Genomic DNA, 21,463 nt, shown 5'->3' with positions numbered 1-21,463 from the left:
CGGTGCCGTTGGCACGATGCGCCCATGGCACGCAGGGGAGGCACCTCGGAGGGTCCGGCGACGGGGGCGCGATCGGTTCTGCTGACTCTTGCGGCCGGTCAGTTCCTGATGGCGCTCGACAGCTCGGTCATGAACGTGTCGATCGCGACGGTGGCCGACGACGTGGGGACCACGGTCACCGGGATCCAGGGCGCCATCACGGCGTACACGCTGGTGATGGCGATGTTCATGATCCCCGGGGGCAAGGTCGGGGCGCTGATCGGCCGCAAGCGCGCGTTCATGATCGGCTGTGTGGTCTACGGCTGTGGGTCCCTCACCACGGCGCTGGCACCGAATCTTCCTGTGCTGCTCCTCGGCTGGTCGTTCCTGGAGGGGATCGGGGCGGCGCTCATCATGCCCGCGATCGTGGCGCTCGTGGCCGGTAATTTCGCCACGGAGCGTCGGGCGGCGGCGTACGGCATCGTGGCGGCCGCCGGGGCGGTGGCCATCGCGCTGGGGCCGCTCATCGGCGGTGTCGCCACGACGTACTTCTCCTGGCGCTGGGTCTTCGCGGGCGAGGTCCTGGTGGTGCTCGTCATCCTGGTGTTCGCGCGTCGTATCGCCGACGCCGTGGGTGAGGAGCGTCCGCGGATCGATCTCGTGGGCGTCGTGCTGTCCGCGCTAGGGCTCGGGATCTTCGTCTACGGGGTGCTCCGCTCGGACGAGTGGGGCTGGTTCCGGCCGAAGCCGGACGCGCCGTCGTGGCTCGGCGTCTCCATGGTCGTGTGGACGATGCTGGTGGGCCTGCTTCTGGTGTGGCTGTTCCTCCGTTGGGAGGCGTGGCTCGCGGTCCGCGGCCGGGAGCCGCTCGTCGACCCGGCGATGTTGCGGAACAGGCAGCTCACCGGCGGTCTGACCATGTTCTTCTTCCAGTACCTCGTGCAGATGGGCGTGTTCTTCGTCGTCCCGCTCTATCTGTCCATCGCCCTGGGCCTGTCCGCGCTGGCGACGGGGGCGCGCATCCTGCCGCTCTCGCTGACGCTGCTGGCGGCGGCCCTCCTGATCCCGCGCTTCCTCCCGGACATCTCGCCGCGGCAGGTGGTGAGGCTCGGGGTGCTGGCGCTGCTCGCGGGGGCGCTCGCCCTGATGGCCGCGCTCGACGCCGACGCCGGCGCGGAGATCGTCACCGTGCCGCTCCTGCTGATCGGGCTGGGGATGGGCGCGCTGGCCTCGCAGCTCGGTTCGGTCACCGTCTCCGCCGTTCCGGACAGCAAGAGCGCGGAGGTCGGCGGCATCCAGAACGCCGTCACCAACCTCGGCGCCTCGATCGGTACGGCACTGGCCGGGTCGCTTCTGATCGCCGCGCTCACGGCCTCGTTCCTGAGCAGCGTGGAGCAGAACGCGGCGATTCCGGCCGAGGTCAAGAACAAGGCCGCTGTGGAGCTCCAGAGCGGCGTGCCGTTCCTCTCGGACGCCCAGCTCAGTGCGGCTCTCGACGATGCGGGCACCAGCCCGGAGGTGACTCAGGCCGCGCTGGACGCGAACGCCGCCGCCCGTCTGGACGGTCTGCGGGCCGCCCTCGCCGTTCTCGCCCTGTCCTCGGTCCTCGCGCTGTTCTTCACCCCACGGATCCCGTCCACGCAGCCCGGTTCTCCGCGGTCCTGACGGGGACGTGTCGCTGCTGTGCGGTGGTCACCGGGGGAGGACTCCGTTCGGACCTGCCGGGGGGCGGGGGCGGGCGGTCCGCGTGAGTCTGGAGGTCAGGCCCAGGGCGCCCGGACGGTGCGCCCGTCGTGGCCCACCGTCCAGAAGGAGCGTGATCGGCGTGGCCCGGAACCGCCGTCTGATCCTGAGCACGCCGTCGGAGGTCTGGCGCCTGCTGTCCGACGGCCATCGTTACGGGGAGTGGGTCACGGGAACCCAGCAGGTCCTGGCGGCGGACCCGCACTGGCCGGACGTGGGCGCCCGTCTGAAGGTCCGGGTCGGCGGCGGCCCCTTCACCCTCGACGACACGGTCGTCGTCCGTATCTGCGAACCGGAACGGCGCCTGGAGCTGGAGGCGAAGGCGGAGCCCTTCGGCGCGGCCCGCATCTCCATGACCTTGCTCCCCTGGGGCGAGCACACGCTCTTCACCCTCGACTGGCATCCCCTCCGTGGCCCGGGGATCCGGATGCACGGGCTCCCCGTGGACTACCTCGTAGCCGTCCGCAACGGCATGATGCTGACGAAACTGGCGAGGATCGCGGTGCACGAGCACGCCGATAACACGGTCCGGGCCGTCTGAGGGCCGTCCGGGACCGTCGGCGACGTCCCCGGGCGATGCCCCGGCCGCGACGGCCCCGAGCCACACGTGCGCGTCTGCGACACTGGTACCACCATGCCCAAGCCCGGAGAACTCACTTTCGTCGCCCCCCGCGGAGCCAAGAAGCCGCCGCGGCACCTCGCCGACCTCACGCCCGCCGAGCGCAAGGAGGCCGTCGCCGCGATCGGCGAGAAGCCGTTCCGCGCCAAGCAGCTGTCCACGCACTACTTCGCGCGGTACGCCCACGACCCCGCCGAGTGGACCGACATTCCCGCGTCCTCGCGCGAGAAGCTGCAGGGCGAGCTGCTGCCCGACCTGATGTCCGTGGTCCGGCACATCTCGTGCGACGACGACACCACCCGTAAGACCCTGTGGAAGCTGCACGACGGCACGCTCGTCGAGTCCGTGCTCATGCGGTACCCGGACCGGGTCACCATGTGCATCTCCTCGCAGGCCGGCTGCGGGATGAACTGCCCGTTCTGTGCCACCGGGCAGGCCGGTCTCGACCGGAACCTGTCGACCGCCGAGATCGTGCACCAGATCGTCGACGGCATGCGCGCCCTGCGCGACGGCGAGGTGCCGGGAGGACCGGCGCGCCTCAGCAACATCGTCTTCATGGGCATGGGTGAGCCGCTCGCCAACTACAAGCGGGTCGTCGGCGCCATCCGCCGGCTGACCGACCCCGAGCCGGACGGTCTCGGTCTCTCGCAGCGCGGGATCACCGTCTCCACCGTCGGTCTCGTGCCCGCGATGCTGCGCTTCGCCGACGAGGGCTTCAAGTGCCGGCTCGCGGTCTCCCTGCATGCCCCCGACGACGAGCTGCGTGACACCCTCGTGCCCGTCAACACGCGCTGGAAGGTCCGCGAGGTCCTCGACGCGGCCTGGGAGTACGCGGAGAAGTCCGGCCGCCGGATCTCCATCGAGTACGCCCTCATCCGCGACATCAACGACCAGGCGTGGCGGGGCGACCTGCTCGGGCGGCTGCTCAAGGGCAAGCGGGTCCATGTGAATCTCATTCCGCTGAACCCGACGCCCGGGTCGAAGTGGACCGCCTCCCGTCCCGAGGACGAGAAGGCGTTCGTCGAGGCCATCGCCGCCCACGGCGTTCCGGTCACCGTCCGTGACACCCGCGGTCAGGAGATCGACGGCGCCTGTGGACAGCTGGCGGCGTCCGAACGCTGACCTTGTACTCTGTGCTCGAACACATCTCCATATTCCGACAGGGGAGCGCCACAGCGCTGAGAGTGCGGTCAGGACCGCAGACCCTCTGAACCTTGCCCAGGTCATTCTGGGTAGGAAGTTCGGTCGTAACTCGAGCTGTTGCGCCCTGCCCGCCTTCCGGTCGGCAGGGCCGCGTCTCTTCCTGGTCACACCCAGGAGGAATTTCAGTGAGCACCAAGAAGATGGCCGCCGCGGCGATCGTCGCCGCGCTCGGCGTCACCACGCTCGCCGCGTGCGGTTCCGAGGACGTCCGGGACGCGGCGGGCAAGTCCGGCGCGCCCACGCCGAAGACCGTGACCCTCGTGAGCCACGACTCCTTCAACGCCTCCAAGGAGGTGCTGGCGGAGTTCACCAAGCAGACCGGCTTCACGGTCAAGGTCCTCAAGAGCGGCGACGCCGGCGAGGCCGTCAACAAGGAGATCCTGACCAAGGGCTCCCCGCAGGGTGACGTCTTCTTCGGCGTCGACAACACCCTGCTGTCCCGCGCGCTCGACAACGGGATCTTCGTCCCGTACGAGGCGAAGGGCCTGGACCGGATCCCCGCCGAGGTCCAGACCGACAAGGAGCACCGGGTCACCCCGATCGACTCCGGTGACATCTGCGTCAACTACGACAAGAAGTACTTCGCGGACAAGAAGCTCGCGCCGCCGCAGAGCTTCGACGATCTCGCGAAGCCCGCGTACAAGGACCTGCTGGTCGTGGAGAACCCCGAGCGTTCCTCCCCGGGCCTCGGCTTCCTGCTCGGCACCGCCGCCCAGTACGGCGACGACGGGTGGCAGGACTACTGGACGAAGCTCAAGGCCAACGGCGTGAAGACCGTCGACAGCTGGGAGCTCGCCTACAACCAGGAGTTCTCCGGTTCCGCGGGCGGCAAGAAGGCCAAGGGCGACCGGCCGCTGGTCGTCTCGTACGCCTCCAGCCCGCCGGTCGAGGTCCTCTACTCCGAGCCGCAGCCCAAGGAAGCCCCCACCGGGGTCTCCACCGGCACCTGCTTCCGGCAGACCGAGTTCGCGGGACTGCTGAACGGGGCGAAGAACCCCGAGGGCGGCAAGGCGCTGATCGACTTCCTGATCTCCAAGAAGTTCCAGGACGACATGCCGCTGCAGATGTTCGTCAATCCGGTGGCCAAGGACGCCACCCTGCCGGAGCTCTTCACGAAGCACGGTGTGGTCATCGACAAGCCGCAGACCATGGCGCCCGAGAAGATCGCCAAGAACCGTGACCAGTGGATCCAGCAGTGGTCGTCGCTCGTTCTGAAGTAGTTCCCGACCGCAGGGGAAGCGCGGCGCGGCTCGGCCTGATGGTCGTGCCCGTCGCCTTCTTCGCGCTCTTCTTCGCCTGGCCCGTCGTCTCGATCGTCGAGCGCGGGCTGCGGGTCGACGGGGCGTGGCAGTTCGGCCGGTTCGGCGAGACGCTGAGCCGGCCGGAGATCCTCGACGTCCTCTGGTTCACGCTCTGGCAGGCACTCGCCTCGACCGGGCTGACCCTGCTGATCGCGCTGCCCGGCGCGTACGTCTTCGCGCGCTTCGACTTTCCCGGGAAGGGGCTGCTGCGCGCCGTCGTCACCGTGCCCTTCGTCATGCCGACCGTCATGGTCGGTACGGCCTTCCTGGCGCTCGTCGGGCGCGGTGGGCTCCTCGACGAGCTGTGGGGGATGCGGCTCGACACCACCGTCTGGGCGATCCTGATCGCCCATGTGTTCTTCAACTACGCCGTCGTCGTCCGGACCGTCGGCGGTCTCTGGGCGCAGCTCGACCCGCGCCAGGAGGAGGCCGCCCGGGTCCTCGGCGCGTCCCGCTGGACCGCGTGGCGGACCGTGACCCTGCCGGCGCTCGCCCCTTCCGTCGCCGCGGCCGCGCTGATGGTCTTCCTCTTCACGGCGAGCTCCTTCGCCGTCGTCCAGATCCTCGGCGGATCCACGTACTCCACCCTGGAGACGGAGATCTACCGGCAGACCGTCGTCCGCTTCGATCTGACCACGGCGGCCGTTCTCACGATGGTGCAGTTCGTCGCCGTCGGAGTGGTCCTCGCCGTGCACGCCCGGACCGTCCGCCGGCGGGAGACCGCGTTGAAGCTGGTCGCGCCCGAACAGACGGCGCGCCGGCCCCGGGGCGCCGGGCAGTGGCTGCTGTTCGCGGGGGTCCTGCTGTCCGTCGCGCTGCTGATCGTGCTGCCGCTCGGCGTCCTCGTCGAACGCTCCTTCGCCACCTCCGAGGGATACGGGCTCGACTACTACCGGGCCCTGCAGACCCCGGACCCCTCCGGCACCTTCCTCGTGCCGCTGCTGGACACGATCGGGAACTCGCTCCGGTACGCCGTCGTCGCCACCCTGATCGCCCTCGTCATCGGTGGGCTCGCGGCGGCGGCCCTCACCCGGCGCGCCGGCCGCCTCGTGCGCGGCTTCGACGCGCTGCTGATGCTGCCGCTCGGGGTCTCCGCCGTCACCGTCGGCTTCGGCTTCCTGATCACCCTGGACGAGCCGCCGTTCGACCTGCGGGCGAGCTGGATCCTCGTACCGCTCGCGCAGGCCCTGGTCGGTGTCCCCTTCGTCGTACGGACGATGCTGCCCGTGCTCCGTGCGGTCGACGAGCGGCTGCGGGAGGCGGCGGCCGTGCTCGGGGCCTCGCCGCTGCGCGCCTGGCGTGAGGTCGATCTGCCGCTGGTACGGCGCGCACTGCTGATCGCGGCAGGATTCGCCTTCGCGGTGTCTCTCGGAGAGTTCGGCGCGACGGTCTTCATCGCCCGGCCCGACAGCCCCACGCTGCCGGTCGCCGTCGCCCGGCTGCTCGGCAGGCCCGGAGAGCTCAACTACGGCCAGGCCATGGCCCTTTCGACGATTCTGATGGTGGTGTGCGCGGTGGCCCTGCTGCTGCTCGAACGGCTCCGCACCGACCGGACCTCCGGGGAGTTCTGATGCTGACGCTCAAGGCCGCGACCGTACGGTTCGGGCAGCGGGCCGTGCTCGACTCGGTGGACCTGGCGGTGGCCGAGCACGAGATCGTGTGCGTGCTCGGGCCGAGCGGCAGCGGCAAGTCCACGCTGCTGCGGGCCGTCGCCGGACTCCAGGCCCTCGACGAGGGCCAGGTGCTGCTCGGCGGCAGCGACCAGGCCGGGGTGCCGGCCCACCGGCGGGGCGTCGGGCTCATGTTCCAGGACCACCAGCTCTTCCCGCAGCGGGACGTCGGCGGCAACGTCGCCTTCGGGCTGCGGATGCGCGGGGTCGGGAAGGCCGAACAGGACCGGCGGGTCGGGGAGTTGCTGGACCTCGTCGGCCTGCCCGGAGCGGGACGGCGGGCCGTCGCCTCGCTCTCGGGCGGCGAGCAGCAGCGCGTGGCGCTCGCCCGCGCACTCGCCCCACGGCCCAGGCTCCTCATGCTGGACGAGCCGCTCGGCCAGCTGGACCGAGGGCTGAGGGAGCGGCTCGTGGTCGAACTGCGCGGTCTCTTCGGCCGGTTGGGTACGACGGTGCTCGCCGTCACCCACGACCAGGGGGAGGCGTTCGCGCTCGCCGACCGGGTCGTGGTGATGCGGGACGGCAGGATCGCCCAGTCCGGGACTCCGCGGGAGGTCTGGCAGCGGCCTGCCTCCGAGTTCGTGGCGCGCTTCCTCGGATTCGACAACGTGGTCGAGGGGACGGTCGGCGGGGACGCGGCCGACACGGTGTGGGGGAAGGTGCCCGTGCCCGACGGAGCGCCCCAGGGCCGGGGGAAGCTCCTCGTGCGCCCCGGCGGCGTCCGGCTCGGCGCCCCGGAGGACGGCCTGCCCTGCACGGTCGAGGCCCGCACCTTCCGCGGCACCCACGTCGCGGTCCTGCTGCGCCCGGCCGAGGGCCCCGCTCTGGAGGCGGAGTTGCCCCTGCGGGACGCACCGGAGGAGGGCGCGCGGGTGGGCGTGACGTTCGCGGCCGAGGAGGTCGTGATCCTGGCGGAGGGCTGAGGGCTGAGGGCCGGGCCTCGGCCTGCCGGACCGGCGGTTCCTCGGCCCGTCACGCAGACCCCGCGGCGCCCGTTCGGTCAGCAGCGGCCGCAGACCCGGCGGGTGGCTCGCTGGTAGGAGCGGGTCGCCCGGCCGAGCGCGAGCCCGTAGACGCAGAAGCCCCCGTAGACGACGACGAACACCCAGGGCGCATGGTCGTCCACGGCGAGATCGATCACACCCGCCCAGATCAGTGGGCCCATCACCGCCAGGAAGGCGCCGAACGGGGTGAGCGCGCCCGCGCCCGCCCATCCCAGGGCCAGCAGCGGTACGCGGGGGAGCCGTCGGCCCCAGGGGCGGGTGAGGGCGAGCGCCAGGGCCATGCCGATCAGGGCCAGGACGACGGTGATGTCGACGCCGTGGTCGTACAGCCAGAGTCCCGCGTCGCTGGTGTACCGGGGGTCGGCGCCGGGCCGCCCCTCACCGGTGAAGCCGGGCGTCATGCCGAGCGCCCAGGCCGTCTTCAGGGCCGCGTACGGGACGAGGGCCGCGACCGCGACGAGGCCTGCCCGGGTGGCCGGCGGCAGGCCGGACGGGGTGCCGGCCCGGCCGCCGCAGTGCGGGCAGGTGCCGAGGGTCCGGCGGCGGTACGCGAGGGCCGCACACCCCCACAGGACCGCGCCGAGCACCGCGAAGCCCTGGTTCACCCAGGCCGCCCAGTCGATGGCCGGCTGATTGCGGGACAGGAAGAACAGCAGATGCGTCGGGGTGAGAAGGAAGGCGAAGCCCGAGGTCAGACAGAGGGCGACGACCGGCCAGGCGGCGCGGGGCAGCCAATGCCTTCCGGGGCGGCGCACCATCACGTACGCGAGGACGGCCGCGGCCCCGTACAGCCCCGCCGCCGTCGCCTCCGCGGCCGGGCCCGTCGCCTTGCCGAGGAGTGCGTAGCCGAACGCGGGGCCGGTGAGCGCGGCGACCGCCGCGCCCGTGGCGTACAGCACGGACCAGACGAGTGCCGTGCGGCCGGCCCAGGACGGCCAGGTGGAGAGGAGTGTCTTCGGCGTCATGGAACGAGCGTCCCGGCGCCGGTCGTTCCGGTCGTCACTCCGCGGGCGGGACCGGGTCCGCCGTGCGGTGGAGGGCGGGTGCGACGACGTGGGGAGCTACGGAACGCGTACGGGATCGCGACGGTCCTCGGGCACGGACCCGTGCTCGTCCGGCACTCCCGTGTCCTCCGCCCCGTGGCCTTCCGGGGCGCCGAACCAGGCCACCGCCACCGCGCCCGCGACCGCGAGGGCGAAGCCGAGGACGGCGAGCCAGGCGAAGCCCGGGCGGGAGGCGTCGCCCAGCCACCAGACGCCGATCATGCCGGGGAGCACCGTCTCGCCGACCACCAGCGCCGCCGTCGCTCCGTTCACCGAGCCGATCTGGAGCGCGACGGTGTGCAGATACATGCCGCCGATGCCGGCGACGAGGATCGCGCACAGCGCCGGGTCGGTGAGAAGCGCGCCGAGGTCGAAGGGGTCGATGCCGTTCAGGATCCGGACCCCGACGCCCAGCGCGCCGAAGCCGAGCCCCGAGAGCAGACCGGCCAGGATCGCCGCTCGCCCACCCAGGAGCCGTACGACGGCCGTCCCGCCCACCATCAGGAGCACGGAGATCGCGAGCAGCCACCAGTGCGTGGCGACCGGGGTGTGCCCGCTGCCCTCCGGGCCCGCCGCGCTCGCCAGAAGCACCAGCGCCGAGCAGACGACGCCGATGGACGTCCACTCCGCGCGGGTGAGCCGGATCCCGAGCAGCCGGACGCTCAGGACCGCCGTGACGACCAGGTTCGCGCTGATCACGGTCTGGGACAGGAACAGCGGCAGCAGCCGGGCCGCGAGCGCGCCGAGACCGAAGCCGATGAAGTCCAGGATCGTGCCGACGACGAACTCCCACGTCGTCGCCGCCTTCGCGGTGGAGGACAGACTCGGCCCGCCGCGGTCCGTGAGCCGGCCCGCCGCGGCCGCCTCACGCCGGGCGGACTTGCGAGACCCGACGGCCTGCAGGACGGAGCCCGTGCCGTAACAGATCGAGGCGGCGATGGCGGTCAGCAGTCCTATGAGCACCGGGTGGCTCCGTTCCGGAAGGATGGCGGTACGGACTGCCAGACGACGGATCGGGCGTCGAAGTTGCCTCGCGCGGCCACCGAACGTGATCATCTGGCCTACGCTGCTGCGGGTGAGCGGAATAGATCTGGGCAACGGAGTGGTCGGCGCCATCCTGGGAGTCGTGTTCGCCACCCTGTTCCAGCAGTGGACGCAGGACACCTGGTTCAGGATCCGGCGGCGTTCGGCGGGGATGGTCCGCAGCCTCACCTTCCGGGAGGGGCAGCGCGGAGCGTGGTCGACGTTCTCCCTGGGGCCGCTGCGCACCTCCGCGCTGATCGTCGAGGGGGACGGGGACCGGGCGATCGCCCCCGAGTCCGTCCACGTCCAGGTCCTCACCGAGGCGGTCGCGCTGCCCGAGGAGATGGACGACTGGCGCGCCGAGATCGAGGCGGAGGAGAACCGCGCGGAGGCGTCCGGCGACCGCGCGCCGGTGTGGAACGGGCCGCGGTACGCCGTCGAGAGCCTCGAGGTCTCCAGGAGCGCCCTCGACGAGCAGGCCGAGGTCCATCTGAGGCTGAGGCCGACGGACTACTACACCTTCCTCGCCGCTCAGCAGCTCGACCGCAGGATGCCCGACGGAACCTCTCCCCGGTCCCGCTACCTCGACCCCGAAGAGCCCCTGAACGCCCCCGCGTTCCTCCAGTGCAGTTTCGGCGTCAACATCGCCGTGGTGACATCGGACCACCTGCTGGCGGTGAGCCAACGCAGCAACCGGGTACGCATGGCACCTGGTGCGTGGAACTCATCCGTCAACGAAGGACTCGCCCGGCACATCGACTCCGCCGGCCGCAATGCGCCCGATCTGCACGCGGTCGCCCGCCGGGGGATGCGCGAGGAGATGTCACTGGAGCCGCACGAGTACTCGCTCGCGCTGCTGGCCTTCGTTCTGGATGTGGACAAGCGGCATTGGGGCGCCCACTTCTACGCCCGGCTCAACGACATGACGGGAGATCAGCTCCAGGAGCGCATGGGCAGAGGCGTCGCCGACCGCTGGGAGCACCGGACGATCGACTACGTCCCGTTCCGCTCGGCCGACGTGACCCGCTACCTGCTCCGCCCCGACCGCGTCCACCGCTGGGCGCCGCTCGCGCCCGCGCTGTTCCATCTGGCGCTGGTGCATGTGCACGGCAGGGCGTCGGTGGAGCGGGCGGAGGCGCAGGCGGTACGGCGGCTCCAGGGCTAGGGGGTGTCTTGCCCCTAGGCCCTCCGTCGGCCCGCGCGGTACGACCACGCGCGCCGACAGAGGTGACGTCCCGATCAGTTCCCCGCGGGACGTCGAGGCGGCCACGTCCCGTCCGCCATCAGCACCGACCGGCCCCCGGTCAGAGACGTCGGAGCGCCTCGGGGGCCTCGTCGATCGAGTCCACCAGGGCGATCCTGGCCGCCATCGGACGGTTCGCGGCCAGTGCCTGGAGCAGGGGCCAGGCGGGGAGCCGTTCCGTCCAGTGGGCGCGGTTCACCAGAACCATCGGGGTCGGCTCTCCCCGCGACTCGTAGTAGTTCGGCGTCGTGTTGTCGAAGATCTCCTGGACCGTGCCGGCCGCGCCGGGCAGGAAGACCACCCCGGCGGTGCAGCGCGCGAGCAGGCCGTCCTCGCGGGTGGCGTTGGCGAAGTACTTCGCGATGTGGCCGGCGAACGGGTTCGGCGGTTCGTGACCGTAGAACCAGGTGGGGATGCCGACCGAGTCGCCGCCCTTCGGCCACCGCGCGCGCACCTCGAAGGCGGCGCGGGCCCACTCGGTGACGGACGGGGTGAACGAGGGTGCCTTGGCGAGGAGTTCGAGCGCCTCGTCGAGGACGGCGTCGGCGAGCGGCGCCGTGTACGCGCCCAGGTTCGCCGCCTCCATCGCGCCGGGGCCGCCGCCCGTCGCCACGGTGAGACCCGTACGGGCCAGTGACCGCCCGAGCCTTGCCGCGCCGGCGTACGCGTCGGTGCCACGGCCCATGGCGTGCCCGCCCATCACACCGACGACCCCGCTGCCGCCGAGGAGTTCGTCGAGGGCGTCGGAGATCGCGTCGTCGTGGATGGAGCGGAGCATCGACGCGAAGACGTCGCCGTCGGCCTTCGTCCGCTGGAACCAATCGTACGCGCGGGCGTCGGGGGTCGCCTCGTACCCCTCGTCCCGGACGCCTTCGAACAGTTCGTGGGGGGAGTAGAGGCGGGCGCGGTAGGGGTCGAACGGCAGATCCGGCACGGGCGGGAAGACCAGGGCGCCGTCGGCGCGGACCTTGGCGGCGGCCTCCGGCTGCATGGCGCAGCCGAGGAAGACGGCGCCGGTGGTGGAGGCGGAGAGCAGCGCGAAGGTGTGGTCGGTGAGGTCGACGGACTGGATCCGGTAGCCGAGGAGGGACCCGTGGATGACGGCCGCGTCGAACTCGGCGGCGGTGTGGATTTCGCGCGCGTGCGGGCGGGTCATGGTGCCCACGATAGGCCCTCGTGGGGCGGGTGCCGTGTCAGCGCATCCGCCCTGTCGACGGGCCTGAAAGGTGACGGGTCCCGAAGGTGACGGGCCTGAAAGGTGACGGGTCCCGAAGGTGACGGGGCGAAAGGTGACGGGGCCCGAAGGTGCGCGACGCCCGTGCGTGGCGGGCCCGAGGGGCGGACGCGCCCGCGAGGGCGCCGTCCCGTGTGCCCGCCCTCCCCCAGACTTCGTCCGGGGGACCCCCGACGTCGGCCGCGGGTGGGCGTCAGGCGCCCAGGGGGACCGCCGCGAGTGTCCCCACCAGCCATGTGAGCGGCAGGAACACCGCCAGCAGGACACCCGCCCGCATCAGGGCCGCGTTGCGGAGGGCCGTGGGCGGGGCGCCCAGGCGGACCAGGGCTTCCGTGGTGTGGGCGCGGCACTGTTTGGACTCCAGGGCCGCCGTCAGCAGTGTCGCCGTCGTGCAGGCCATCACCAGCGCCGCTCCCAGCCCCGTCAGCGGGCCGAAGCCGCCCGCCCGGGAGCTGTACAGGCTCGCCCCGGCGAGGGCGCCCGAGGCCACCGCGCACACCACGCCGAGCGGGCGGCCGATGCGCCGGGACTCGTCCATCAGGACGCGGCCGGCGAGGAGACGGATCGCGCCCGGGCGGACCGCCTGCAGGACGCGGCCGCACCAGTGGGTGATGCCGGGGCCCGCCATCGCGAGGCCGAGCGCCGTGAGGATCCAGCCGGCGAGCACGCCGCCGGGGCTGCCGTCGAAGCGGCCCGGCAGGGGGAACACGGCGTCCCCGCCGCCCTCGCCCGCGTACGTCTCGACCGCGAGGCCCATCGCGAGGAGCGCCACGCCCCAGGGGAGCCCGGAGGGGGCGACCTTCTCGATGCCCTCGGGGGCCGAGGGAGTCCCGCGGGGGCGCAGCGCGAGCGCCGCGGCCGTGGAGGCGACCACCGGCAGGATCGCGAGCAGGGTGAGCGCGCCCGCGAGCGGGATCGGCTGGTGCGCGGCCAGGAGATCGGCGGCGGCGCCGTCGAACGGCAGCCCGGTGATGTCGCCGCGCAGGTGCAGGTAGAACAGCAGCGCGACCATCGAGCCGAGCGTGCAGGAGACCGCCGTCGAGGCGGCGGCGATCGCCGTGAGCCGGGCCGGGCCCAGGCCGATCGCCGAGAGCCCGGGCCTCGGCCGCGTGCTGGGGTCCGTACGGGCCACGGCGACCGCGAAGTGTGTGGTCGCCGCCAGCGGGACCAGGCACCACAGCAGGCGCAGGGTCGCCGCCGCCGACCGGTCCGGGTGGCCCACGGCGTACCCCAGCGTGCACAGCAGCAGAAAGCCGACCCCCGCGGCCGCCGCGGCGACCAGGAGGCGCCGCAGCAGGACGAGGGGGTGGGTCCCGCGGACTAGACGGAGAGCGAGCACGCGGCGACGCCCTCCGCCCCATTGGTCGGCGTCGCGGTGCCGACGCGGCGCCCGTCGAGCAGGGCGACCGAGCGGTCGGCGAGGGTGGCGACCTCGCTGTCGTGGGTGGCGAGCAGCACGGTGATGCCGTGCGAGCGGGCCGCGGCGGTGAGCGTCCGCAGCACCTGGGACCCGTCGGCGCGGTGCAGGGAGGCGGTCGGCTCGTCGGCGAAGAGGACCGACGGGGTGGTGACCAGGGCCCGGGCGATGGCGATCCGCTGGCGCTGCGACTGGGTCAGGGCGTGCGGGCGCTTACGGCCGTGCATCCCGATGTCCAGCCGCTCCAGCCACTCCAGGGCGGAGGTCTTGGCCGCCTTGTGGGAGACGCCGCGCAGCAGGAGCGGCAGGGCCGCGTTCTCCCAGGCGGTCAGTTCGGGGACGAGCCCGGGCTCGGGGTCGATCCAGCCGAAGCGGTCCCGGCGCAACCGTTCGCGCTGGGCCTGGCTCATGGTGTGGACGGGGCTGCTGTTGAACCAGACCTCGCCCTGCTGGGCGACGGTCTGTCCCGAGAGACAGCGCATCAATGTGGTCTTCCCGCTGCCGCGCGGGCCGATCAGGGCGAGGACCTCGCCCTCGCGCACGCCCAGGGAGACGCCGGTGAGAACGTCCGAGCCCTCCAGGGTGCAGTGCAGGGAACGCGCCCAGAGCACGTCGTTGTCCGGTGGGGCCATCGCGTACACCTCGATGTCGGATCCGATTCTTGCGTTCCCCCGTCCGGGGGAACGAAGGGACGGGCCTGTCGGTCACTGGGCACCGTAAGTATTCGGATCCGTTTGTACGGACAGCACGCGGCCCGGGCCGCCGCCATCCACTCGGATGGCGGCATACCCGGGCCGGGGTCACGCCGTGAGGGCGGCGTGAGGTCCTGTGCCTCGAAGGGCGGGGACGGTCAGAGCTTGGTCCACGCCTCGGTGAGCACCGAGCGCAGGATGCCTTCGATCTCGTCGAAGGTGCCCTGGTCGGCGATGAGCGGCGGGGCCAGCTGGATGACCGGGTCGCCACGGTCGTCGGCACGGCAGTACAGGCCGTTCTCGAACAGCGCCTTGGAGAGGAAGCCGTAGAGGACGCGCTCGGTCTCCTCGTCCGTGAAGGACTCCTTGGTGACCTTGTCCTTCACGAGCTCGATGCCGTAGAAGAAGCCGTTGCCGCGGACGTCGCCGACGATCGGCAGGTCGTGCAGCTTCTTCAGGGTCTCGAAGAAGTTGCCCTCCTGGTCCAGCACGTGCTGGTTCAGGCCTTCCTTGTCGAAGATGTCGAGGTTGGCGATCGCGACCGCCGACGACACCGGGTGGCCACCGAAGGTGTAGCCGTGCAGGAAGGTGTTGTCGCCCTTGTAGAACGGCTCCGCGATGCGGTCCGAGACGATGCAGGCGCCGATCGGGGAGTAGCCCGAGGTCATGCCCTTGGCGCAGGTGATCATGTCCGGCACGTAGCCGAACTTGTCACAGGCGAACATCGTGCCCAGGCGGCCGAAGGCGCAGATCGTCTCGTCCGAGACGAGCAGCACGTCGTACTGGTCGCAGATCTCGCGGACCCGCTGGAAGTACCCGGGCGGCGGCGGGAAGCAGCCGCCGGCGTTCTGCACCGGCTCCAGGAAGACGGCCGCTACGGTCTCGGGGCCCTCGAAGAGGATCTGCTGCTCGATCTGGTCGGCGGCCCAGCGGCCGAAGGCCTCGGGGTCGTCGCCGTGGATCGGGGCACGGTAGATGTTGGTGTTCGGCACCTTGTGCGCGCCGGGGACCAGCGGCTCGAAGGGGGCCTTCAGGGCCGGCAGGCCGGTGATCGACAGGGCGCCCTGCGGGGTGCCGTGGTAGGCGACCGCACGCGAGATGACCTTGTACTTGGTGTGCTTGCCCTGCAGCTTGAAGTACTGCTTGGCGAGCTTCCAGGCGGTCTCGACGGCCTCGCCGCCACCGGTGGTGAAGAAGACCTTGTTCAGGTCGCCCGGGGCGTAGTCGGCCAGACGCTCGGCGAGCTCGACGGCCTTGGGGTGCGCGTACGACCACACGGGGAAGAACGCGAGCTCCTGGGCCTGCTTGTACGCGACCTCGGCCAGCTCCTTGCGGCCATGACCGGCGTTGACCACGAAGAGACCCGCGAGACCGTCGAGGTAGCGCTTGCCCTTGTCGTCGAAGATGTAGGTGCCCTCACCACGCACGATGGTGGGGACGGGGTTGTTCTCGTACGACGACATGCGGGTGAAGTGCATCCACAGGTGGTCGTACGCGGTCTTGGACAGGTCCTGGGTCACGGTTATCGAGTTCCCCACATATAGGTCTGCTTCTTGAGCTTGAGGTAGACGAAGCTCTCCGTGGAGCGCACGCCGGGGAGGGTGCGGATGCGCTTGTTGATCACATCCAGCAGATGGTCGTCGTCCTCGCAGACGACCTCCACCATCAGGTCGAACGAGCCCGCGGTCATCACCACGTACTCACATTCCGACATGGCCGTCAGTGCTTCCGCCACCGGATCGAGGTCACCCTCGACGTTGATGCCGACCATCGCCTGCCGCCGGAGGCCCACGGTGAGCGGGTCGGTGACGGCGACGATCTGCATGACGCCCTGGTCGAGCAGCTTCTGAACACGCTGTCGCACCGCCGCCTCGGAAAGGCCGACGGCCTTGCCTATCGCCGCGTACGGACGGCGACCGTCCTCCTGGAGCTGTTCGATGATCGCCAGGGAGACGGCATCGATCGTCGGGGACGAACCGGAACCGGTTCTGGAGTTCGTGCTTTGACTGGCCACGGCTTCACTGTGCACCGAGACTCGTCGGTCTGGCAAGCCCAGAGCGATGAAATTCGTTGTTTGAGGCTTCGGATCTCACCGAATCCGAAGTTGGCGGATGTCGGGCCTGTCGAAAGCGTCAGGGAAGCGATTAGGCTGAGGTGTCTCAGCAAACGGGACGCCGCACGACGAAGTGCGACCATGAACGTGACAGGAGGGGTGGCAAAGTGACCACCGAGCTGCGCCGGCTGCGTAACTACATCAACGGGGAGTTCCGGGACGCCGCCGACGGACGGACCATCGATGTGGTCAACCCGGCCACGGGCGAGGTCTTCGCCACGTCTCCGCTCTCCGGACAGGCGGACGTCGACGCCGCCATGGACGCGGCCGCGGCCGCGTTCCCGGCCTGGCGGGACACCACGCCGGCCGAGCGCCAGAAGGTCCTGCTGAAGATCGCGGACGCCTTCGAGGAGCGCGCCGAGGACCTGATCGCCGCCGAGGTCGAGAACACCGGCAAGCCCGTCGCTCTCACGGCGAGCGAAGAGATTCCCCCCATGGTGGACCAGATCCGCTTCTTCGCGGGTGCCGCCCGGCTGCTCGAGGGCCGTTCGGCCGGCGAGTACATGGAGGGCATGACCTCCATCGTCCGCCGCGAGCCCGTGGGTGTCTGCGCCCAGGTCGCGCCGTGGAACTACCCGATGATGATGGCCGTGTGGAAGTTCGCCCCGGCGCTCGCCGCGGGCAACACGGTCGTCCTCAAGCCGTCCGACACGACCCCCGCGTCGACCGTCCTGATCGCCGAGATCATCGGGCAGATCGTGCCCAAGGGCGTCTTCAACGTGATCTGCGGCGACCGCGAGACCGGCAGGGCCATGGTCGAGCACCCGACCCCGGCGATGGCCTCCATCACCGGTTCGGTGCGCGCCGGTATGCAGGTCGCCGAGTCGGCGTCCAAGGACGTCAAGCGCGTCCACCTGGAGCTGGGCGGCAAGGCCCCGGTCGTGGTCTTCGAGGACACCGACATCGCCAAGGCCGTCGAGGACATCTCGGTGGCGGGCTTCTTCAACGCGGGCCAGGACTGTACGGCCGCGACCCGTGTCCTCGTGCACGAGTCCATCCACGACGAGTTCGTGGCGCAGCTGGCCAAGGCGGCCACGGACACGAAGACCGGTCAGCCGGACGACGAGGACGTGCTGTACGGCCCGCTCAACAACGCCAACCAGCTGAAGCAGGTCTCCGGCTTCATCGACCGCCTCCCGGCCCACGCCAAGGTCGAGGCGGGTGGCCACCAGGTCGGCGACAAGGGCTACTTCTACGCCCCGACCGTCGTCTCCGGCCTCAAGCAGGACGACGAGATCGTCCAGAACGAGGTCTTCGGCCCGGTCATCACGGTGCAGTCGTTCCGTGACGAGGAGCAGGCCCTGGCGTACGCCAACGGTGTCGAGTTCGCCCTCGCGTCGTCGGTCTGGACGAAGGACCACGCCCGCGCGATGCGCATGTCGAAGTCCCTCGACTTCGGCTGCGTGTGGATCAACACCCACATCCCGCTGGTGGCGGAGATGCCGCACGGCGGCTACAAGAAGTCCGGCTACGGCAAGGACCTGTCGGCGTACGGCTTCGAGGACTACACGCGCATCAAGCACGTGATGACGTCCCTCGGCTAGATCGCCGGCTTCTCCGGGCGCGGCCCCGACACCCTTGATCGACAGGGTGTCGGGGCCGCGGCCGTTCGGTCGACGGACCGTCCATTGTTCCTTCGCGGCGGGCCCGGGATGCTGCACGGGTGAGAGCGACAGCCAGGAACACAATGTCCCGCCGGTCCCTGCTGCGCGGGATCGGCGGTGTGGGGGCCGCGACCGTGCTCGCCGGCTGCGGGGTGCCCGCCGCCTATGTCGAGCCGGGGGAGCGGGCCGGGCGGGACCTGTCCGCGCGGGACCGGACGCTCGACTTCGCGAACTGGCCTCTCTACATCGACACCGATGACGACGACACCTCGAAGCGGCCCACGCTGGACGCCTTCGGCGCACGCACCGGGATCTCCGTCCGCTACACCGAGGAGATCAACGACAACGACGAGTTCTTCGGCAAGATCAGCCCGGCGCTGATGAACCACCAGGAGACCGGCCGCGACCTCATCGTCGTCAGCGACTGGATGGCCGCCCGGTTCGTACGGCTCGGCTGGGTGCAGGAGATGGACCGGGCGAAGCAGCCGAACATCACCCGGTACCTGGACCCGCAGCTGCGCTCGCCCTCCTTCGACGAGGGACGGCTGCACTCCGTCCCCTGGCAGTCCGGGATCACCGGCATCGCCTACAACCGCAAGAAGCTGGGCCGGGAGATCCGTTCGGTCAAGGAGCTGTGGGACGACGAACTGCGCGGGAAGATCACCCTGCTGTCCGGGCTCGACGAGTCCTTCGCCCTGCTCATGCAGGGCAACGGCGTCGACGTGACCCGGTGGACCGCCGACGACTTCCACACGGTGTGCGAGCAGATCGAGGGGCTCGTGCGGAACCGGCACATCCGGCGCTTCACCGGCAACGACTACATCAAGGACCTGTCGACCGGCGACGTGCTGGCCTGCCAGGCGTACTCGGGCGACGTCATCCAGCTCCAGGCCGACAACCCGGACATCGAGTTCGTCGTCCCGGAGGAGGGCGCCGAGCTGTGGGCCGAGTCGCTGATGATCCCCAACCTGGCGCGACACAAGACCAACGCCGAGAAGCTGATCGACTACTACTACGAGCCCGAGGTCGCCGCCGAGCTCGCCACCTGGGTCAACTACGTCTGCCCGGTCCCCGCCGCCCGTGACGTCCTGGCGGCCTCGGACGACGAGGAGCTGGCGGCCCTCGCCGAGGATCCGCTGATCTTCCCCGACGACGAGATGCGGGGGCGGCTGTCGATCGCCCGGGACATCACCTCGGAGGAGCGGACGGAGTTCGCGAAGAGGTGGAACTCGATCGTCGGCCTGTGAGTTCACCGGACGTGAATGCGAACGCGAACTCGAACGTGAACTCTGCTGTGACGTACGGCCTGTTGGCCGCCTGGGCCCTGCACGACACCGAGGAGATCCTCCTCGGGCCCCGCTGGCTCCGGGAGCATCTGCCGGAGCTGCGCGAGCGCTTCCCGGAGGCTCCCGAGGCGGTGTGGAAGGTCGTGGAGAGCGTCGACGAACGGGAGTTCGCCGTCGCCGTGACGGCGGTGGGGGCCGTCGTGGCCGCCGCTGCCGTCGCCGGACAGCGCTCCGGCGGCCGGTCGGCCTTCTACCAGGCCGCGCTGAACGGCTTCGGCCTGCACGGCCTCGTCCATCTGGCGCAGGCCGCCGCCGTCCGCGGATACACACCCGGCTCGGCGACCTCGCCGCTGATCGTCGTGCCCTTCACGCTCTGGGCACGCGGGCGGCTGCGGCGGGCCGGTGTGCTGCGGCCGACGAGGGCGCGGGACCTGGTGACGGGGCTCGCGCTGGCCGGCGGAGTGACCGTCGCCGCGCACGCCCTCGCCCGGAAGGTGACCGGCCACCCCGGTTTTTGAACGCGTTCATGACTGGCGTAGGGTGCTGTCATGAACGAGACGAAGGGGCCCCGTGCCCTTCTCAGGCGTATCCGTGTGTGGCTGGTCGTCTTCATCGTCTGTCTGGTCCTGAGCGGGGCCACCGCCTTCCCGCTCGTCACCGAAATCCGGCTTCTCGAAGACGCGTTGACGTCCTGGGCGGCCCCCGTGGCCGAGCTCTTCCCCGGACTCCTGGAGTGGATCGAGCGGGTACGGGTCGGTGTCGACACCGCCGACGCGCAGTACCCCTTCCTGCTCTACGGCACCGACTGGCTGGCCTTCGCCCACCTCGTCATCGCCGTCGCGTTCTACGGCCCCTACCGCGACCCGGTCCGGAACATCTGGGTGATCGAGTTCGGGATGATCGCCTGCGCCGGGATCATCCCGCTCGCGCTGATCTGCGGCCCGATCCGGGACATCCCCTTCTGGTGGTCCGTCATCGACATGTCGTTCGGCGTCTTCGGAGTGATCCCGCTGCTCGTCGTACGCCGGATGATCAAGCGGCTCGAAGCGGTGCAGGCCGTGGCCGAAGCGCCTCAGTCCGTCGGCGCGCCGTAGGTCGCCACCATGATGTTCAGCGCGACCTTGTTCGTGTCCTGGCCCTTCGCGTCCGTGGAGTTGACGCTGTAGACCAGGGTGCGCGCGCCGCCGCGGGTCGAGGCGATGGCCGCGTTGTAGCCCCAGCGGCCGCCCGTCTTGCCCCACACCTCCCGCCCGCCGAGCTTCTTCATCGCCAGCCCGGCCGCGTACGCGGCCGGGTCGCCGCTCGTGAAGTCCGTGACCTTCGGCAGGGTGAACATCTCCTCCAGGAGCGGGCCGCGCACCACCCGGCCGTCGAAAAGGGCCGTCGTGAACCGCTCCAGATCGGCCGTCGTCGAGATGATGTCGCCGGCCGCCCAGCCGTCCGTCGTCCCCCACACCGAGACATCGCGCAGCCCGGTCGTGCCGTCGTCCAGCTTCATCGTCTGGTAGCCGTGGTTGTGCGGACCCCTGATGCGGGGGTCGGCCCCGGGGAAGTACGTGTCGCGCAGCCCCAGCGGCCGCAGGACGCGCGCCGCGACCTGGTTCTCGTACGTGTCACCGGTGACCCGCTCGATCAGCAGACCCGCGATGGTGTAGCCGATGTTGAGGTAGTGCTGGCGGGTGCCGGGGGCGAACTCGCGCTGCTTCGCCGTCGCCGAGCGGACCATGTCCCGCGGGTCGTGGATCTCGAAGCGGTTCGCGTACCACTCCTCGACCGTCGTGCCGGCGAAGTCCGGCGCCGGGATGCCGTGCGTGTGGTTGATCAGCTGGCGGACCGTCACCTTCCCGTACCGGCCCGGGATCAGCTCCGGCAGGTAGGAGCGGGCCGGGCGGTCCAGGTCCAGCCGCCCCTCGGCGGCCAGATGGAGGACGACGGCGGCCGTGAACACCTTGGTCACCGAACCGGCGCGGAAGCGGGCGTTCGCGTCGGCCGGGCGCATCGTCGCCAGATCGTGCACGCCCGAGGCGCCGCGCCAGACACCCTCGGTGCCCCCGACCCGTACCAGCGCGGCCGTGGCATGGGCATTGGGGAGCCCGGCGATCGCCGCTTCGAGGGCCGCGTTCGAGGTCGGCGCCGGTACGGACGCGGGGGTGGACGGGGCCGCGGCGGTGGCCGGCAGTACCGCGGGGCCCGCCGCGACCCCCAGGACGAGGGCGGCGGCCAGCAGCGTGCGCGTGGTGCTCTTCATGGTCAACTCCGTGGATGTGAGCCGGTGTTCCCGATGACTCC

Annotated in this window: 19 protein-coding genes and 1 riboswitch; of the genes, 11 read left to right on the top strand and 8 right to left on the bottom strand. The window is 71.0% G+C overall.

The window, feature by feature from the left end; translation table 11 throughout:
- Positions 1-24: 24 nt before the first annotated feature.
- The 6 genes from ACFC0D_RS24210 to ACFC0D_RS24185 all read left to right on the top strand — a co-directional run bounded on the left by ACFC0D_RS24210 (position 25) and on the right by ACFC0D_RS24185 (position 7,438).
- Entirely contained in the window at positions 25-1,644 is a 1,620-nt protein-coding gene (locus ACFC0D_RS24210; protein WP_376439546.1) for an MFS transporter, read from the top strand.
- A 160-nt stretch (positions 1,645-1,804) separates the two neighbouring features.
- Positions 1,805-2,263, top strand: a complete 459-nt coding sequence (locus ACFC0D_RS24205; protein ID WP_376439543.1) for an SRPBCC family protein — start codon at positions 1,805-1,807, stop codon at positions 2,261-2,263.
- A 93-nt stretch (positions 2,264-2,356) separates the two neighbouring features.
- Positions 2,357-3,463, top strand: a complete 1,107-nt coding sequence (gene rlmN / locus ACFC0D_RS24200; protein ID WP_361850956.1) for a 23S rRNA (adenine(2503)-C(2))-methyltransferase RlmN — start codon at positions 2,357-2,359, stop codon at positions 3,461-3,463.
- A gap of 29 nt (positions 3,464-3,492) precedes the next feature.
- A riboswitch (TPP riboswitch) is annotated at positions 3,493-3,598 on the top strand.
- A gap of 86 nt (positions 3,599-3,684) precedes the next feature.
- Complete coding sequence (locus tag ACFC0D_RS24195) at positions 3,685-4,764, top strand: thiamine ABC transporter substrate binding subunit (protein WP_376439577.1); 1,080 nt, start codon at positions 3,685-3,687, stop codon at positions 4,762-4,764.
- A 38-nt stretch (positions 4,765-4,802) separates the two neighbouring features.
- On the top strand, positions 4,803-6,416 hold the full coding sequence (locus tag ACFC0D_RS24190) for an ABC transporter permease (RefSeq protein ID WP_376439574.1): 1,614 nt from the start codon (positions 4,803-4,805) through the stop codon (positions 6,414-6,416).
- Positions 6,416-7,438: an ABC transporter ATP-binding protein gene (locus ACFC0D_RS24185; protein ID WP_376439538.1), complete on the top strand. Its 1,023-nt coding sequence runs from the start codon at positions 6,416-6,418 to the stop codon at positions 7,436-7,438. Before ACFC0D_RS24190 ends, ACFC0D_RS24185 begins: the two co-directional genes overlap by 1 nt.
- A 77-nt stretch (positions 7,439-7,515) precedes the next feature.
- Here the strand turns inward: ACFC0D_RS24185 and ACFC0D_RS24180 are convergent, their stop codons facing one another.
- Entirely contained in the window at positions 7,516-8,484 is a 969-nt protein-coding gene (locus ACFC0D_RS24180) for a hypothetical protein (protein WP_376439535.1), read from the bottom strand.
- A gap of 96 nt (positions 8,485-8,580) precedes the next feature.
- Positions 8,581-9,525 (bottom strand): hypothetical protein, encoded by a 945-nt coding sequence (locus ACFC0D_RS24175; RefSeq protein ID WP_376439533.1) that lies wholly within the window; start codon positions 9,523-9,525, stop codon positions 8,581-8,583.
- Positions 9,526-9,637: 112 nt separating this feature from the next.
- Between ACFC0D_RS24175 and ACFC0D_RS24170 the strand changes: the two genes are divergently transcribed.
- A complete protein-coding gene (locus ACFC0D_RS24170) occupies positions 9,638-10,750 on the top strand; it encodes a hypothetical protein (protein ID WP_376439530.1) in 1,113 nt (370 codons plus the stop codon).
- Between the two features lie 139 nt (positions 10,751-10,889).
- Here ACFC0D_RS24170 and ACFC0D_RS24165 read toward each other — a convergent pair whose 3' ends face one another.
- From ACFC0D_RS24165 to ACFC0D_RS24145, 5 genes are all read right to left on the bottom strand, one after another.
- Positions 10,890-11,984, bottom strand: coding sequence for an LOG family protein (locus tag ACFC0D_RS24165; RefSeq protein ID WP_376439527.1), 1,095 nt, complete (start codon positions 11,982-11,984; stop codon positions 10,890-10,892).
- Between the two features lie 271 nt (positions 11,985-12,255).
- Positions 12,256-13,401 (bottom strand): hypothetical protein, encoded by a 1,146-nt coding sequence (locus ACFC0D_RS24160; RefSeq protein WP_376439524.1) that lies wholly within the window; start codon positions 13,399-13,401, stop codon positions 12,256-12,258.
- Positions 13,383-14,111 carry an ABC transporter ATP-binding protein gene (locus ACFC0D_RS24155; protein ID WP_376439520.1) on the bottom strand — a complete coding sequence of 243 codons (729 nt, stop codon included), beginning with the start codon at positions 14,109-14,111 and terminating at the stop codon, positions 13,383-13,385. The genes ACFC0D_RS24160 and ACFC0D_RS24155 overlap by 19 nt, the downstream gene beginning before the upstream one ends.
- Positions 14,112-14,329: 218 nt before the next feature.
- Positions 14,330-15,709: an aspartate aminotransferase family protein gene (locus tag ACFC0D_RS24150; protein ID WP_376439517.1), complete on the bottom strand. Its 1,380-nt coding sequence runs from the start codon at positions 15,707-15,709 to the stop codon at positions 14,330-14,332.
- The gene (locus ACFC0D_RS24145; RefSeq protein ID WP_329115333.1) at positions 15,694-16,200 is read right to left on the bottom strand and encodes an Lrp/AsnC family transcriptional regulator; all 507 of its coding nucleotides are present in this window, start codon (positions 16,198-16,200) and stop codon (positions 15,694-15,696) included. Before ACFC0D_RS24145 ends, ACFC0D_RS24150 begins: the two co-directional genes overlap by 16 nt.
- 191 nt (positions 16,201-16,391) lie before the next feature.
- Here ACFC0D_RS24145 and ACFC0D_RS24140 point away from each other — a divergent pair, with 191 nt between their 5' ends.
- From ACFC0D_RS24140 to ACFC0D_RS24125, 4 genes are all read left to right on the top strand, one after another.
- Positions 16,392-17,828, top strand: coding sequence for a gamma-aminobutyraldehyde dehydrogenase (locus ACFC0D_RS24140; RefSeq protein WP_376439514.1), 1,437 nt, complete (start codon positions 16,392-16,394; stop codon positions 17,826-17,828).
- A 143-nt stretch (positions 17,829-17,971) separates the two neighbouring features.
- Positions 17,972-19,135 (top strand): PotD/PotF family extracellular solute-binding protein, encoded by a 1,164-nt coding sequence (locus ACFC0D_RS24135; RefSeq protein WP_376439511.1) that lies wholly within the window; start codon positions 17,972-17,974, stop codon positions 19,133-19,135.
- 35 nt (positions 19,136-19,170) lie between these two features.
- Positions 19,171-19,692: an HXXEE domain-containing protein gene (locus tag ACFC0D_RS24130; RefSeq protein ID WP_376439509.1), complete on the top strand. Its 522-nt coding sequence runs from the start codon at positions 19,171-19,173 to the stop codon at positions 19,690-19,692.
- Between the two features lie 30 nt (positions 19,693-19,722).
- On the top strand, positions 19,723-20,268 hold the full coding sequence (locus tag ACFC0D_RS24125) for a hypothetical protein (RefSeq protein WP_376439507.1): 546 nt from the start codon (positions 19,723-19,725) through the stop codon (positions 20,266-20,268).
- Here the strand turns inward: ACFC0D_RS24125 and ACFC0D_RS24120 are convergent.
- The gene (locus tag ACFC0D_RS24120) at positions 20,247-21,422 is read right to left on the bottom strand and encodes a serine hydrolase domain-containing protein (protein ID WP_376439505.1); all 1,176 of its coding nucleotides are present in this window, start codon (positions 21,420-21,422) and stop codon (positions 20,247-20,249) included. The two genes, ACFC0D_RS24125 and ACFC0D_RS24120, sit on opposite strands and share 22 nt — an antisense overlap.
- Between the last annotated feature and the right edge of the window lie 41 nt (positions 21,423-21,463).

Origin of the sequence: Streptomyces sp. NPDC056222, assembly GCF_042264065.1 — a bacterium.
Classification (GTDB): domain Bacteria; phylum Actinomycetota; class Actinomycetes; order Streptomycetales; family Streptomycetaceae; genus Streptomyces.
This window is presented reverse-complemented; position numbering and strand designations above follow the sequence as displayed.

Bases quoted from the DNA above. Each gene is read 5' to 3' on its own strand.
- ACFC0D_RS24125 (WP_376439507.1), top strand. From the start codon at position 19,723: ATGAACGAGACGAAGGGGCCCCGTGCCCTTCTCAGGCGTATCCGTGTG.
- ACFC0D_RS24190 (WP_376439574.1), top strand. From the start codon at position 4,803: ATGGTCGTGCCCGTCGCCTTCTTCGCGCTCTTCTTCGCCTGGCCCGTC.
- ACFC0D_RS24135 (WP_376439511.1), top strand. From the start codon at position 17,972: ATGTCCCGCCGGTCCCTGCTGCGCGGGATCGGCGGTGTGGGGGCCGCG.
- ACFC0D_RS24155 (WP_376439520.1), bottom strand. From the start codon at position 14,111: ATGGCCCCACCGGACAACGACGTGCTCTGGGCGCGTTCCCTGCACTGC.
- ACFC0D_RS24195 (WP_376439577.1), top strand. From the start codon at position 3,685: ATGGCCGCCGCGGCGATCGTCGCCGCGCTCGGCGTCACCACGCTCGCC.
- ACFC0D_RS24180 (WP_376439535.1), bottom strand. From the start codon at position 8,484: ATGACGCCGAAGACACTCCTCTCCACCTGGCCGTCCTGGGCCGGCCGC.
- ACFC0D_RS24185 (WP_376439538.1), top strand. From the start codon at position 6,416: ATGCTGACGCTCAAGGCCGCGACCGTACGGTTCGGGCAGCGGGCCGTG.
- ACFC0D_RS24210 (WP_376439546.1), top strand. From the start codon at position 25: ATGGCACGCAGGGGAGGCACCTCGGAGGGTCCGGCGACGGGGGCGCGA.
- rlmN (WP_361850956.1), top strand. From the start codon at position 2,357: ATGCCCAAGCCCGGAGAACTCACTTTCGTCGCCCCCCGCGGAGCCAAG.
- ACFC0D_RS24120 (WP_376439505.1), bottom strand. From the start codon at position 21,422: ATGAAGAGCACCACGCGCACGCTGCTGGCCGCCGCCCTCGTCCTGGGG.
- ACFC0D_RS24165 (WP_376439527.1), bottom strand. From the start codon at position 11,984: ATGACCCGCCCGCACGCGCGCGAAATCCACACCGCCGCCGAGTTCGAC.